The following is a 14,170-nucleotide window of genomic DNA, read 5'->3' as shown; positions in this document are numbered from 1 at the left end:
CTTGGTAATGAGGAGGAAATGTAATGGTAAATTCGGTTGAATCAAGAGTATTTAGTCTAGTTGAGCCAGGAGTAATTAAAGAAGTCAATAAAACAAGGGAAATTCCTGAGAATTGGGTAGTAGTAGAGCCGACATATGCCAGTATTTGTCATGCAGATTTAAGATATTTTGCAGGATTGCGGCGACCGGAGGCTCTAGCTAAAAAATTGCCTATGGCCTTATTACATGAGGGAATAGGAGTCGTTAAAGAGACTCGCTCGGATAAATTCACTGTAGGTGATCGTGTAGTAGTTGTGCCAAATATACCAGGACAAATTTTACATCCAGAAATTCAGCAAAAGCCTAGTGTTCCTGTGAACTATTCAAAAGGAAATGCATTTTTAGGTAGTGGATATGATGGGATGGCACAGAGTCGCTTAGTTCATCCTGAAGAATGCTTGGTACGGATTCCAGATGAAGTTCCTAATGAAATTGCTGTTTTATCTGAGTTATCTTCTGTTTCTCACCATGCGATTAGCCATGTAGAAGACAAATTGAAAAAATCAGATACTCGAGTTGCTCTTTTTGGGGATGGACCTGTAGGCTACTTTACTGCAGTCATGTTGAAATATTTATATGGAATTGATGCAGATCGTTTTGTCGTTTTTGGTGCAGCAGATGATAAACTAGTACATTTTGATTTTGCTAGAACTGAGAATGTATTGACTTATGATTTTAAAAATTCAAAAGAAAAATTTGATGTTCTGATTGAATGTACGGGCGGTAAATTTAGTGAGAGTGCTCTTAATCAAGCAATTGAGCTTGCAGACTCATTGGCAGATATTATTTTTATGGGTGTTACAGAAGAATTAGTACCTCTTGATACAAGAGATATATTGGAAAAAGGAATTACTGCTCATGGTAGTAGCCGTTCATCGACAATTGATTTTGAAGCTGTGATTAAAGGGATGATGAACCCGGACTATCGTAATGCATTAAGCAAAATTTTACCTAAACAACTTTCTGAAATTTCAAGTGGCGAAGATTTTAGACAGGTCATGGAGAAATTCGTTAAAAATCCTGGTTGGAATAAGACAGTTATGCATTTCGATTGGTAAGTTTCAAATCAAAGAAAAAATGAGGTGGAAAGTATGACAGGAATATTAATCGTTACTCATGGAGAAATGGCTACAGGAATAATGGACGGCTTAAGTCTCATCATGGGTGAACAGGAAGAGTATCAAACATTAGGATTGAAACATGGTGATGATATTGTTGAATTTGGAGAAAAAATTCAAACGGGAATTCGTCAGTTAGATAAAGGAGATGGGGTTTTAGTTTTAGCTGATCTATTTTCTGCGAGTCCATACAATCAAACAGCTTTATCTTTTAATAAATTGAAGGATCATAGTTATCGCTTGATCTCAGGAGTGAATTTACCACTAATTATTGAGGCTTTTAATCAACGAATGATTGGTGCAGATTTAGAAACAATGTATCAAGCAGCCATGACTGCGGGAAAAGAAGGCATCAAGGAATTTTTGGAAGAAATGGAAAAACTAGAAAAAAATTCAAACAGGTGAAAATAAAAATTAGGAGTGTATAGAAATGGGAGAAATCGTATTAGCAAGAATCGATGATCGTTTGATTCACGGGCAAGTAATGACTGCGTGGCTACAATTTACAGGAGGAAATCATATCGTCATCGTGGATGACGCAACAGCAGCCGATGAGTTTACCAAATCAATTATGTCAATGGCTGTACCTAATGGAATCAAGTTATCTATTTTAGATGTCACAGCCGGTGCAGAGTTGCTTGCTAATGTTCCAGATGGGCATAAGATTATTGTTTTAGCTAAAGAACCGCAAACATATTGGAAATTGATTGAAAACGGCGTGAAATTTGATGAGATTATTATCGGTGGAATGGGCGCACGAAAAGACCGCAAAACATTTTATAAAAATATCTCCGCATCAGAAGAAGAAAAAGAAACCTTTAGAAAAATTGTTGGTCAGAATGTAAAAATGAAGATTCATGTAATTCCTGATCAGGGTTCACAAGCAATTGAAGGATTGCTATAAAAAAATTTAATAAAAGGAGTAGAGAAATGAAAATAAGTCTAATCCAAGCAATTTTAATCGGTGTCGTTTATTATCTTGGAATCAATGGAACACCTTGGCTTTCATTGGTTGGAACTCATGGCTGGATGCGCCCATTAGTGAATGGGACTGTTGTAGGATTAATTTTGGGTGACCCGGTTCAAGGATGTATCATTGGAGCTGCGATCAACTTGCCTTATTTAGCTTTTATCTCAGCCGGAGGAACTGTTGCGATGGATCCTGCACTTGCAGGAACTCTTGGAACCGCTTTAGCTATGGCTGCGAAAGTTGAACCAGCAGTTGCCGTAACATTGGCTGTACCAATTGGATTATTAGGAACGTTGATCTGGGTTGCTCATATGACGGTAGATATTACATTTGTTCATATGGCTGATAAAGCAGCTGAAGAAGGAAAGATTGATCGCATTAACTGGCTTCATATTGTTCCACCGCAATTATTTTTACTTTTAATTACTGTTGTACCTGTTGCATTAGCTGCTTATTTAGGAGCGGATGCAGTAGAAGGAATCGTTGATGCTTTAAGTGGTCGACCACTTGATGTTCTATCTGCTATCGGTGGTATTTTACCAGCGCTGGGGATTGCTATGAACCTACGTGCGATGAATGGTAAAGGGACATTATTATTCTTTACTTTTGGATTTATGTTAGCAATCTATTCTGGATTGCCATCTGTGCCAATTGCTGTTTTTGCAGTTATTATCGGCTACGTCTTCACCGAATTGTATTTGAAAGATAAGAATGGAGGTTTGGCATAATGGAGCAAGCTGTAGAGCCCAAAAAAGAGAAATTATTGACGAAAAAAGACGTTGTTAAAGCTTTCTGGCGTTGGACCTTCTTTTCTCATGCAAACTATAATTATGAACGACTCCAAGCTACTGGGGTAGTTCATGCCTTTAGTCCAATCTTAAAAAAGTTATATGGAAAAGATGAAGATGAAATGAAGGCTGCTTTGGAACGACATATGCAATTTTTCAATACAGAACCCTCCTTTGGAGGACCAATTTTATCAATGACCATTGCTATGGAAGAAGAAAAAGCATTGGGAGCAGATATTAATGATCAAACAATAAATGGATTAAAAACCGGATTAATGGGACCATTAGCTGGTATTGGCGATACTTTATGGCAAGGGACTTTAATCCCAATCTTACTATCATTCACACTACCATTTGGGGCCGAGGGAAATATTTTTATGGGACCAGTTTTATTCTTTGCTCTACATTGGATTATTATGACAGTAATTGCCTACTTCTTATGGATTCAAGGGTACGAACAAGGGAAAGAAGGAATCCAGAAGATGATGGCTGGCGGCCGTCTATCTTATATCATGACCTTTTCACAAACTTTGGGAGCAATCGTTATTGGATCTTTAGCTGCAAATTTTGTTAAGATTGCAACACCGTTGAGTATTCATCTAAGTGGGAAAGAAAATTTGTCAATTCAAACAGACGTGTTAGATGCATTGGTAAAAGGTATTCTACCACTAGGAGTAACTTTAATAACATACTATCTTTTGAAACAAAAAAAATATACACCAACCAAGGTATTGGTTATCCAAATTGTTGGTGGAGCGATTTTAGCCGCTATAGGCCTAATTGTTAACTCAATATAAGCTGAAAACGACGTTAGGGAAGATACTCCATTTATCTGACGTCGTTTTTTAATTTATTAAAAATGAAAGGATGAATTTTTTTGAAAACAGCTGTATTTTATGATGTGAAAAATTTAGTAGTTGAAGAGACACCAATGCCAGAAGTGCCAAAAGAAAAAATTTTGATGAAAATCGATACATGTGCAATCTGTACTTGGGAGCAGCGAGTATATACAGGAGTGAAAAAAGTTTCCTACCCGTTTATTGGCGGTCATGAAATCGCAGGTGAAATCGTTAAGATTGGTGAAGCGGTTGAAGGAGATTGGAAGCAAGGAGATAAGATTGTTTTTGGCACAAATCTAGCTTGTGGTCATTGTTATTATTGTAGAATTGGTGAAGAACAAAATTGTCTAAATTTTGATCATAGTAAACAGCAGCCAGGATTACCTTATAGAGGAATGGGTGGGCTATCCGAATATCTAATAGTTGATCCATCAGATATTTTTAGTTATCAAAATGTTGCTCCAGAAGAAGCATCTTTAACTGAACCATTATCTTGCGTATTGCATAGTGTTGAGACTGCAAAAGTAGATTTTGGAGATTATGTTTTAATTATTGGTGCTGGAATCATGGGAATGCTCCACCTTCAATTAGCTCAAAAAAGAGGGGCTATTGTAATTGTTTCAGATCCAAATGAAAAACGGCTTGAACTAGCCAAAAGTCTAGGCGCAACTCACGTTATAAATCCAGTGAAAGAAGACTTGACCGAGAAAATTTTAGCATATACAGAAAATTTAGGAGCACAGATTATATTTAATACTACTCCAATTTCTGGTCTGATTCCTGGGTTGTTAGAAAGTTTATCTAATACGGGTACAATGATTTTGTATTCTTCTTATTATCCAGATGAACCAGTCGGTCTAAAATTTGATCATATTCATAAAACTGGTCAGCAAATCAAGGGAACTGCAAACTCTAACAAACGTGATTTTATTCGAGCTTCTCGTTTGATTAGTCAGGGAATCGTTGATGTAAAACCATTTATTACAAAAATTTACCCGTTGAGTCAAATTGAGCCTGCTTTTGAGGAAGCAGTAAATACTGAATCGTTTCGAATTGTGATTGATTTTGAGCAAGAAAGAAGTGAAGAATCATGTTAGCAACAGTTAGAGAACTACTAATAGAAGCTGAAAAAAAACAATGTGCAGTCGGCGCGTTTAATGTACCGAATTTAGAGTCACTAAGAGGGGTGATTCAAGCGGCTGAGATGTTGGAAGTACCAGTAATCATTCAACATGCTGAAGTTCATGAAAATCTGATTTCGATAGAAGAAATTGGACCTTTGATGGTCGACTATGCTAAACGAGCTAGAGTTCCTGTTGCAGTACATTTAGATCACGGTTCTAGTTTAGTTGAGTGCATAAAGGCTATTCGGCTGGGATTTACTTCAATCATGTATGATGCTTCTTTAAAAAATTATGAGACAAATGTCAAGGAAACTTCGGAGCTCGTTAAGATCGCACATAGTGTAGGTGTTTCTGTTGAAGCAGAATTAGGTGAGATGACTAACTCAACAATCGGTGGTGGAGAAGGTCGTACATCTAAGATAAGTGATTTTGGAAATATCGACCTATTTACGAATCCACAACAAGCAAAAGATTTTATTCAATCTACTCAAGTTGACAGTTTAGCAATCTCTTTTGGGACTGTTCATGGAAAATATTTAACAGAACCAAACTTAGATTTTGATCGTATTGCAAGTATTCGATTGGCCACTGACGGTGTTCCTCTAGTCATGCATGGAGGATCAGGTGTTTCAAAAGGCGATTATCGGCGAGCTATTGAAGCGGGTATTCGTAAAATAAATTACTATACGTATATGAATCTGGCGGCTGGGAAATCAGTGAAAGATACTATTGAACATTCCCAAAATGAAGAATTCTTTTTTGATATATTGTCATTAACAGCTACTACAGCTATTAAAGAAAATATTGTTCAAGCATTAAAGATATTCAATCTTAAATAAAGTCGACTTATCATTATTGAAAATAGAATATAAGTATCAATGGAACACACAGAATTTCTGTTTGATTAAAAAAATAATTGATAAATCCGACTAGTTTTTTACTAGTCGGATTTATTTTATCTTACATATTGTAATAGAGAAGAAAATTAAGATAGGGATTCCTATTTATGATGAAAAAGATATCGGATTTAGTTATTTAACAAATGAACTTCAATCATCTGTAAGGATATCTCAATTAATATTTTTGATTAGTTACAGAAAATAACGAGTATTTGTTCTGAAAAGATGGCTAACCATAAAAGTCAGGATTTTATAGATAGTGTGTTAAATATTGTTAGAACTATATTTAACACACAGGAAGCTGATATTTACTAAAATTAAGCTTGCAAAATGTTTTAATGACAAAAAAAGTTTTCCGGCTTTCTTTCAAAAATGTTTCGTGTTATAACTAGCAAAGAATCAGTGAAGGAGTAATGAAATGGTTACATTAAAATCAACAAGAGAAATTGAACAAATGAAAGAATCAGGAGCAATCTTGGCTGGGATACATGAACAGTTGCGAGAAATCATCGTTCCGGGCATAACGACAAAAGAGATTGATCAATTTGTACAGAAAAAAATTGAAGCGGCTGGAGCAACGGCTGCTCAAATTGGGTTTGAAGGGTATGAGTTTGCGACTTGTACGAGTGTAAATGATGAGATTTGTCATGGTTTCCCATCAAATTATCGCTTGAAGACCGGAGATGTTTTGAAGGTCGATTTTTGTGTAGATTATCATGGAGCGATTTCAGATAGTTGCTGGACATATGCAGTCGGTAAAATCACACCGGAACATCAAGCGTTGATGGATGTTACGAAAGAGGCATTGATGTTAGGAATCGCGCAAGCACAAGTTGGCAAGCGTGTCGGCGACATTGGTCATGCGATTCAAACGTATGCGGAAGGTAAAGGTTATGGTGTTGTGCAAGATTTTCTTGCGCATGGAATTGGACCAACGATCCATGAAGAACCTTTCTTCCCGCATTTTGGAACTGCCGGAAAAGGTGCACGATTAAAAGAAGGGATGACCATCACAATCGAACCGATGATTACGACAGGAACGTGGGAAGCAGGAATCGATGGCAATGGTTGGACTGCTCGTACGTTAGATGGAAGTTTTTGTGCACAATATGAACATTCGATCGCTATTACAAAAGACGGTCCCGTTATTATGACAGAACAAAGAAACTAATTTCAAAAGGGATGTGACAGAAAGTCTGTCACATCTTTTTTTGAATAACTGATGAAAAATGGTTTCTTAGAAAGAGAACCAAGATTTTGCAAAAATTTGAGCAACGTTTCTTGAAACCTACTTTCTATTTTTAAATTGTCTACTTCTGTTATACCCACTTTTTTGACAAATCAGCAAAAGAGTCTAACTTTTCAACAAGTCGAAGTCATTTGATTTTCAATTAATTTTTCTCACTGGTAAGCTGAAGTTAATCAATTGAAGGGGGAAACATCATGAGATATACGAATGGAAATTATGAAGCTTTTGCTAGACCAAGAAAACCAGCGGGTGTTGATGAGAAAAGTGCTTATATTGTCGGCGCGGGATTAGCTGGATTAGCGGCAGCAGTTTTTCTAATCAGAGATGGCCAAATGAGTGGTGAACGTATCCATATTTTTGAGGAACTTTCCTTATCCGGCGGTTCATTAGATGGAAAATTCATTCCTCATGATGGTTTCGTGACGCGCGGCGGTCGTGAAATGGAAAATCATTTTGAATGTTTATGGGATCTGTTTCGCTCCGTTCCTTCACTGGAAGTAGAAGATGCCTCAGTTTTAGATGAGTTTTATTGGTTAGATCATGATGATCCTAATTCATCAAATTGCCGGATTATCCATAATCGGGGGGAACGTGCGGAAGATGATGGCGATTTTACCTTATCAAAAACGGCACAAAAAGAATTAGTCGAATTATTTATGACCTCAGAAAATCAATTGATCGGTAAAAAAATTGAAGATGTTTTTGGGGAAGAGTTCTTCGCTTCAAACTTTTGGTTGTATTGGTGTTCGATGTTTGCTTTTGAAAAATGGCATTCAGCAATTGAAATGCGCCGCTATGTCATGCGTTTTATCCATCATATCAATGGCTTACCAGATTTTACCGCTTTGAAATTCACACGGTACAATCAATACGAATCATTAGTAAAACCGCTCTTAGCGTTTTTGAATGATCATGGTGTGGATTTCCAGTATGAAACGAAAATCAATAATATCGAAGTCGAAGTGACACCAGATAAAAAGGTGGCGCAAAAAATCTTACTGACACGTTCAGGCCAAGCAACAGAGATTCCTTTGACAGAAAATGATTTGGTCTTTGTGACGAATGGTTCGATTACGGAAAGCTCAACTGAAGGAAATCATCATACACCAGCACCGATTACTCATGAATTGGGCGGCAGCTGGAATTTATGGAAAAATTTAGCGAAACAATCGGATGAATTTGGTCATCCCGCTGTTTTTTGCGAAAATCTGCCGGCAGAAAGCTGGTTCGTTTCAGCGACAGTTACTTGGGAAAATTTTGATATAGAACCATATATTTCACGGTTGACGAAACGTAAATTACGTTCTGGAAAAGTTGTTACTGGCGGGATTATTACGATCAAAGATTCCAATTGGCTGATGAGTTTTGCGACCCATCGCCAACCACATTTCAAAGAACAAAACGATCAACAAACAGTGACTTGGGTCTACGGATTATTGTCCAATACACCAGGAAATTATATCAAGAAACCAATTGAAAAATGCAGCGGGCAAGAAATCGTGCAAGAATTGATGTATCATCTAGGCGTGCCGGAAGAAGACATTAAGAAATTTTCTGAAGAATCTTGTGTTGTGACCCCTGTGTACATGCCGTTTATTACGTCATATTTTATGCTGCGGGAACCTGGGGATCGCCCATTAGTCATTCCAAATGGCTCTAAGAACTTAGCCTTCATCGGAAACTTTGCTGAAACAAAACGCGACACAGTCTTCACAACAGAATATTCGGTTCGAACGGCGATGGAAGCTGTGTACTCATTTTTAGATCTTGAACGCGGCGTACCAGAAGTTTTTGCATCGGCGTATGATCTGCGGACGTTAGCCAATTCGGTTTATTATTTAAGCGATCGTAAAAAACTTTCTGAAATGGAATTGCCTTTTGTAGAGAAAAAAGTATTGCATCATTTTGCTAAGAAAATCGAACATACGTATATTGAAGATGTGTTGAAAGACAACCATCTGTTGTAAGAAAAGTGAGGGTGTGACAAGAGTCGCCCCTCATTTTTTTCTGATTTTAAGTAAAATAATCGATCAAAGTTCTTGGGATAGACTATTGCTTAGGGGTTAAAGTAAGAAAAAAGGGCTAGAGGTCTTCAAGCTGATAGATAAAGTATTAGCAACAGGCGCTTCAGCCAGTTGTCTAATCATGAGATTTTTTCTAATCTTTTTATTCGTTTTATAGTATACTTCTAATAAACATTGTTAGGAGGACAAGTAATGATCAAAGTAGCGATTATTGGATATGGAAATTTAGGACGCGGTGTTGAACAAGCGTTGAAACAAAATCCAGATTTGGAATTAGTCGGCGTTTTCTCAAGAAGAAATCCAGAAACGGTTCAGACAGAGGGGGCACCCGTTTATGAACTCGATGAATTAGAAGCAAAAAAAGAAACGATCGATGTATGTATTTTGTGTGGCGGCTCAGCAACTGATTTACCCGTCCAAACACCAGCAATCACAAAGAATTTTAATACGATCGATAGTTTTGACACGCATGCGAAAGTTCCTGAACACTTTGCGAACGTTGATCAAGCAGCAAAAGAAAATCAAACAGTTTCGATTATTTCAACGGGCTGGGATCCAGGCTTGTTCAGTTTGAATCGTTTATATGCTCAAAGTATTTTACCAGAAGGCGAAACGTATACTTTTTGGGGCAAAGGCGTAAGCCAAGGACATTCAGATGCGTTGAGAAGAATCGATGGCATTGCTGATGCGATCCAATATACAATCCCCAAAAATGACGTGATCGAAAGATTAAAAGCCGGCGAAAAAATGGAATTGACGACTCGCGACAAACATCTGCGGGAATGTTTCGTTGTTTTAGAAGCGGGTGCTGATCCTGATGCGATCAAAGTAGCAATTGTGACAATGCCAAACTACTTTGATGAGTACGACACGATCGTTCATTTCATTTCAGCCGAAGAATTGCGACGGGATCATCATACGATGCCTCACGGCGGAACGGTATTGCGGACAGGCACAACGAACGAAACTACGAAGCAAGTGATCGAGTACAATTTACAATTAGAAAGCAATCCAGAGTTCACGGCCAGTGTGCTTGTTGCTTATGCTAGAGCTTGTGCTCGCTTAGCAAAAGAAAAGCAATTTGGTGCGTTCACAGTATTAGACATTGCACCGAAATATTTATCACCGCTTGATGATGCAACTTTGAGAAAAGAATTGCTATAAAATTATGAAAAAGGATCGTGTTCATGAATCGATTGATGCGATTCAGGTCACGTTAAGAGCGAGAAGACTTATCCGAGAGGATGAGTCTTTTTTTTCGATTCAACAATTCGATTATTCGATAAAATTATGGTAAATTCAGATAAAATCCAAGTAATGACCGCAGAGGTGAACAACATGGAAGCGACCGAAGATGAAATCGTCGAGCAACTCTACAATTTGATCGTAAATCCCAATACGCGGGAATGGGAGCGCTATTTATTAACTGCGACAAAAAATGCGCTGACCGATCGAATAAATTTCAAAGAACAGCTGGCGAAGCTGGAAGCAGAGCTACGGCCATTAGCACTACGAAATAATTTGACTCCAGATGTCGCTGACTTTTATCAAATGATCACTGGAAAAAAAGCGGTAGAGCATGTTGTAAAAGAAAAACATTTTATCAGCGACTCTGTCTATCAAGAACGGGCAATTTTTGCTGGTGGCTGTTTCTGGTGCATGGTGGAACCGTTTGAAAATCAGCCAGGAATTGTTTCTGTTTTGTCTGGTTATACTGGCGGAACGACGGAAGATCCTAGTTATGATCAAGTCAGCGGCGGCCATACGGGTCATGTCGAAGCAGTAGAGATTATTTTTGACACGCGCGTTGTCAGCTATCGAGACTTGCTCGCTCTTTATTGGCAGATTACAGACCCAACGGATGCCTTAGGGCAATTTCAAGATCGCGGCATGCAGTATCGGCCAATTATTTTTCCCACAACTAACGAGCAAAAAGTACTTGCTGAAAAAACAAAACAAGCAGTGATCAATTCAGGCAGATATAAGCGACCAATCGTTACAGAAATCCAGGCGGCAGGAAAATTTTGGCCGGCTGAAAATTACCACCAAGCATTTTATAAAAAACAGCCGAAACGCTATCGTGCGATCAAACGGGAACGGCGACAATTTTTAGCTTATCAGCATTTGATGGGAAATATTCGGCAAAAAATGGCTCAAATCAAGCGGAATCCTAGCTAAAGGGATCTGATTGACCAAGCGACATTTTTATTGGAAAATGAACGGTCTGGAAAGATAAACAAGCCAGTTTTTTTGATAAATAATTGTATTCATGTTTCAAGACCGATATGATGGAGAAAAGATTATTTTTAAGGAGAATAAAAATGAAAAAGTTAAAAGTGGTTATGGTGGCGGTATTGGCAGTAATCCTGTTTGCTGGCTGTAAAAAAGAGACTCAAAAAGAATTTACAGCAGAGTTAGCGGAACAAAATAAAATGAATGCCGGAGAATATTCGGTCGCACTTAATAATGTAGCAATCAAAGCAAAAGATGCTGATGAACCAATGCGCGCTTCAATGGAGATGGCTGCAAAGATGATTAGTGGCACAAAAATCTCAGGCGACTATCTAAAAGATAGTAAGAAGGAACAACTTGAAATGACGATGGATTTTGATCTTTTAGGCCAGAAAATCCCAGTTGAGTTTTTTATGGATGAAAAGAAGCAAGACGTGTATATGAATACGGTGATTTTGACAGAAATCATGGATATTGCAAAAGAATTTGATGCGGAAATTCCAATTGAGGCGAAGGATTTGGAACGCTTGGAAGGAAAATATATCCATATAACTGAAAAAGATATGGAAGAAAGTGACGTGGGAGATACGACGGCTGACTCGATCAGCGGGAACTTGGATACAGAAATCTTCAGTGAGTACCTTGATACTTTAGCACCGGAATCATTTGAGAAAAAAGAAGAGACTATCAAACGGACATTCACTAAAAAAGACATCCGAGGATTTATCAAATACGTCGAAGAAAACGGCAATAAAGATGAAAAGAAAACAGCAAAAGAACTTGAAAAAAACTTAGGTCAATTGACTAAGTATGAACAAACAACCACTTTGAACACGAAAAAAAATACTCAAAAAACAACACTAAAACTTGCAGCTAAAAATGAAGGTGTCACGATCTCTGCTGATTTGACACTTAACAATCAAGCCAAGGAATCAAAGAAAAAAATTACGCTACCAAAAGCGGCTGAGACAGTTTCAGTCAAAGAACTTGAAGAGATCTTTGCTTCTGCCCAAGAACAAAGCGAACTTGTTTCAGAAGAAGATTTCAACGACTTGCTAGATGTGATCAGAAGCGGGCAAGCGCAATTGACCCAATCTGAAATTGATCAAATCAAAGAAACCTACAAACCCTATCTGACTGATGAACAATACAAACAACTTGAAGAAGCATTAGAACAATCTGGGCAACTATCAGCCTAATCCAAAGACCGATCATTTAATATGGTCGGTCTTTTTTGTGCGGGCCATTTTTTTCGGTGCATCAGATAGTTAAGTCCTTTATTTGACTATTTTACTTCATTGAATTATTGTAATGCAAAATCCTATGTGATTCAGTGAGAATGATTTTGTTTAGTATAGGAGGGAAAGATAATGGCTAAGACGTATACAATTAAAGAAGTAGCAGAAAAATTTGGTTTGACGATCTCTGCACTCCGCTTTTATGATAAGAAAGGACTATTACCTTTTGTTGCAAAAAATGATTCAGGTTACCGTGAATTTACTGAATCAGACTTGAATCTGATCCATACAGTTTGTTGTTTAAAAAATACCGGGATGCCAATCCATGAGATTAGACAATATATTGACTATTGTATGGACGGTTCTAAGACGATTCCGCAACGAAAAGCCTTGTTGCAAGCGCACAAAGCAGAAGTTTTACGTCAGCAAGCACAGCTGACAGAGAATTTAAAAGAGATCGATACTAAGATCGATCGTTATAATTCTCCTATAGCAAAAGAGTTGATTGATGCCCAAGTCGCTTTTGTAAAAAAAGAGAAAGCTGAATTGCAATTAGCAAATGGCTTTCGTGTTTGATCAAGTATAGTGGAAATAGAGTACCTATTGAAACTAGCAAACTAATACAAATAAAAAAACACTGTACTTGAAAATCAAGGTACAGTGTTTTTTATTTACGCTAGCGCAGTTTTTCGTGATTTTAGAATGTATTGAACTCCCGTATAGAAAATAATAACAATAACTAAATAAGTGACCATTGAAATATCTAAGTTCATCAAAAATTGAGAAGCAATGATCACACCAGGGATCCCGCCAATCGTGATTGCTAAAGCAATTTTTCTAGAGTAAGCTTTTTCGCGAATAAAGTTGATACTTGCGACTGGTTGAAGACCAGCACACGAACACATCATAATCGGAAACGCCGCCAGCGGTGTCATCCCTAACATATAGACCATCGCCATGCATGGCGCATACAAACCAACACCGACCGTCATCAAGGCGCCGAAGAAAAAGTTGCCGATGATTCCGATAATTAATTTTCCGCCAGTTAAGCCCATTGCGGTGTTGCCTTTTCCTAATAAAGCGATGACCTCCGTTTGGCGTAACAACATCAAAACAGCGGTGATCAGCAGTGCCCAACCGATCCATTTTTGGACTGCGGTCTCGGATAATTTTGTCACAAATTTAGAACCGAACCAAGAACCGACAATCGCTGCAAAAATTAAGGAAATCAAAGTCACGGCATCGACTTTGATAACTGTGACAAAAATCACAGCTTCAGTCAAGACTGGGAGCGCATGTCCGACATTTAAAATTCCCGGTAATTTTCGATCGTCTTTATTTTGCTTGGAGATATTCAACATCATAGTAGTAAGTGCAAAACTTCCGATTCCAATCGTGTCTGCAAAATCAGCAATAAAGCCAATAATCCCGCTGATTAGCCAACTACCTGGCCCTAAATCCTCACGATGGGTCACAACATCGCGCACAAGCATGATTGCTTGGAAGATCATCAGACCAATCAAAATATAAAAAATAATCTGTGCCATAAGTCCTCCCGTAAATCTTTTTTTCTAATTATACCAGTAAATAAAGTAGAAAGAACTATAAAATTGATTTTTTTGTGATTTATTGAACTATTTAAAATAAATA

The 14,170-nt window shown here is 37.8% G+C and carries 14 protein-coding genes; 13 read left to right on the top strand and 1 reads right to left on the bottom strand.

Going from position 1 to position 14,170, the window contains the following annotated elements:
• Positions 1–23: 23 nt before the first annotated feature.
• The 13 genes from FFM68_RS09310 (at position 24) to FFM68_RS09250 (ending at position 13,096) form a co-directional block, all read left to right on the top strand.
• Entirely contained in the window at positions 24–1,097 is a 1,074-nt protein-coding gene (locus FFM68_RS09310; RefSeq protein ID WP_137619069.1) for an alcohol dehydrogenase catalytic domain-containing protein, read from the top strand.
• A gap of 33 nt (positions 1,098–1,130) precedes the next feature.
• The gene (locus FFM68_RS09305; RefSeq protein ID WP_137619068.1) at positions 1,131–1,562 is read left to right on the top strand and encodes a PTS sugar transporter subunit IIA; all 432 of its coding nucleotides are present in this window, start codon (positions 1,131–1,133) and stop codon (positions 1,560–1,562) included.
• Between the two features lie 25 nt (positions 1,563–1,587).
• Positions 1,588–2,061: a PTS sugar transporter subunit IIB gene (locus tag FFM68_RS09300; protein WP_137609771.1), complete on the top strand. Its 474-nt coding sequence runs from the start codon at positions 1,588–1,590 to the stop codon at positions 2,059–2,061.
• 26 nt (positions 2,062–2,087) lie between these two features.
• Positions 2,088–2,855 (top strand): PTS mannose/fructose/sorbose/N-acetylgalactosamine transporter subunit IIC, encoded by a 768-nt coding sequence (locus FFM68_RS09295; RefSeq protein WP_137609770.1) that lies wholly within the window; start codon positions 2,088–2,090, stop codon positions 2,853–2,855.
• The gene (locus tag FFM68_RS09290) at positions 2,855–3,712 is read left to right on the top strand and encodes a PTS system mannose/fructose/sorbose family transporter subunit IID (RefSeq protein ID WP_137619067.1); all 858 of its coding nucleotides are present in this window, start codon (positions 2,855–2,857) and stop codon (positions 3,710–3,712) included. Before FFM68_RS09295 ends, FFM68_RS09290 begins: the two co-directional genes overlap by 1 nt.
• Before the next feature lie 80 nt (positions 3,713–3,792).
• Complete coding sequence (locus FFM68_RS09285; RefSeq protein WP_137619066.1) at positions 3,793–4,851, top strand: zinc-dependent alcohol dehydrogenase; 1,059 nt, start codon at positions 3,793–3,795, stop codon at positions 4,849–4,851.
• Positions 4,845–5,717, top strand: a complete 873-nt coding sequence (locus tag FFM68_RS09280) for a class II fructose-bisphosphate aldolase (protein ID WP_137619065.1) — start codon at positions 4,845–4,847, stop codon at positions 5,715–5,717. The genes FFM68_RS09285 and FFM68_RS09280 overlap by 7 nt, the downstream gene beginning before the upstream one ends.
• 478 nt (positions 5,718–6,195) lie before the next feature.
• Positions 6,196–6,948, top strand: coding sequence for a type I methionyl aminopeptidase (gene map, locus FFM68_RS09275; protein WP_137619064.1), 753 nt, complete (start codon positions 6,196–6,198; stop codon positions 6,946–6,948).
• Positions 6,949–7,220: 272 nt separating this feature from the next.
• Positions 7,221–8,993: an oleate hydratase gene (locus FFM68_RS09270; RefSeq protein ID WP_137619063.1), complete on the top strand. Its 1,773-nt coding sequence runs from the start codon at positions 7,221–7,223 to the stop codon at positions 8,991–8,993.
• Between the two features lie 249 nt (positions 8,994–9,242).
• Positions 9,243–10,214 carry a diaminopimelate dehydrogenase gene (locus FFM68_RS09265; RefSeq protein ID WP_137619062.1) on the top strand — a complete coding sequence of 324 codons (972 nt, stop codon included), beginning with the start codon at positions 9,243–9,245 and terminating at the stop codon, positions 10,212–10,214.
• A gap of 174 nt (positions 10,215–10,388) precedes the next feature.
• Entirely contained in the window at positions 10,389–11,228 is an 840-nt protein-coding gene (msrA, locus tag FFM68_RS09260; protein WP_137619182.1) for a peptide-methionine (S)-S-oxide reductase MsrA, read from the top strand.
• A 143-nt stretch (positions 11,229–11,371) separates the two neighbouring features.
• Positions 11,372–12,481, top strand: coding sequence for a hypothetical protein (locus tag FFM68_RS09255; RefSeq protein WP_137619061.1), 1,110 nt, complete (start codon positions 11,372–11,374; stop codon positions 12,479–12,481).
• A gap of 171 nt (positions 12,482–12,652) precedes the next feature.
• A complete protein-coding gene (locus tag FFM68_RS09250; RefSeq protein WP_137619060.1) occupies positions 12,653–13,096 on the top strand; it encodes a MerR family transcriptional regulator in 444 nt (147 codons plus the stop codon).
• Positions 13,097–13,191: 95 nt separating this feature from the next.
• On the opposite strand, the gene FFM68_RS09245 is transcribed toward FFM68_RS09250, so the two are convergent.
• Positions 13,192–14,067: a sulfite exporter TauE/SafE family protein gene (locus FFM68_RS09245; protein ID WP_137619059.1), complete on the bottom strand. Its 876-nt coding sequence runs from the start codon at positions 14,065–14,067 to the stop codon at positions 13,192–13,194.
• Positions 14,068–14,170: the final 103 nt, after the last annotated feature.

It is taken from the genome of Enterococcus xiangfangensis (assembly GCF_005405365.1).
In the GTDB taxonomy this organism is placed as follows: domain Bacteria; phylum Bacillota; class Bacilli; order Lactobacillales; family Enterococcaceae; genus Enterococcus_A; species Enterococcus_A xiangfangensis.
This window is presented reverse-complemented; position numbering and strand designations above follow the sequence as displayed.

What these genes read in the sequence shown, in the direction of transcription:
- FFM68_RS09310 (WP_137619069.1), top strand. Translation starts at nt 24, where the DNA reads ATGGTAAATTCGGTTGAATCAAGAGTATTTAGTCTAGTTGAGCCAGGA.
- FFM68_RS09305 (WP_137619068.1), top strand. Translation starts at nt 1,131, where the DNA reads ATGACAGGAATATTAATCGTTACTCATGGAGAAATGGCTACAGGAATA.
- FFM68_RS09300 (WP_137609771.1), top strand. Translation starts at nt 1,588, where the DNA reads ATGGGAGAAATCGTATTAGCAAGAATCGATGATCGTTTGATTCACGGG.
- FFM68_RS09295 (WP_137609770.1), top strand. Translation starts at nt 2,088, where the DNA reads ATGAAAATAAGTCTAATCCAAGCAATTTTAATCGGTGTCGTTTATTAT.
- FFM68_RS09290 (WP_137619067.1), top strand. Translation starts at nt 2,855, where the DNA reads ATGGAGCAAGCTGTAGAGCCCAAAAAAGAGAAATTATTGACGAAAAAA.
- FFM68_RS09280 (WP_137619065.1), top strand. Translation starts at nt 4,845, where the DNA reads ATGTTAGCAACAGTTAGAGAACTACTAATAGAAGCTGAAAAAAAACAA.
- map (WP_137619064.1), top strand. Translation starts at nt 6,196, where the DNA reads ATGGTTACATTAAAATCAACAAGAGAAATTGAACAAATGAAAGAATCA.
- FFM68_RS09270 (WP_137619063.1), top strand. Translation starts at nt 7,221, where the DNA reads ATGAGATATACGAATGGAAATTATGAAGCTTTTGCTAGACCAAGAAAA.
- FFM68_RS09265 (WP_137619062.1), top strand. Translation starts at nt 9,243, where the DNA reads ATGATCAAAGTAGCGATTATTGGATATGGAAATTTAGGACGCGGTGTT.
- msrA (WP_137619182.1), top strand. Translation starts at nt 10,389, where the DNA reads ATGGAAGCGACCGAAGATGAAATCGTCGAGCAACTCTACAATTTGATC.
- FFM68_RS09255 (WP_137619061.1), top strand. Translation starts at nt 11,372, where the DNA reads ATGAAAAAGTTAAAAGTGGTTATGGTGGCGGTATTGGCAGTAATCCTG.
- FFM68_RS09250 (WP_137619060.1), top strand. Translation starts at nt 12,653, where the DNA reads ATGGCTAAGACGTATACAATTAAAGAAGTAGCAGAAAAATTTGGTTTG.
- FFM68_RS09245 (WP_137619059.1), bottom strand. Translation starts at nt 14,067, where the DNA reads ATGGCACAGATTATTTTTTATATTTTGATTGGTCTGATGATCTTCCAA.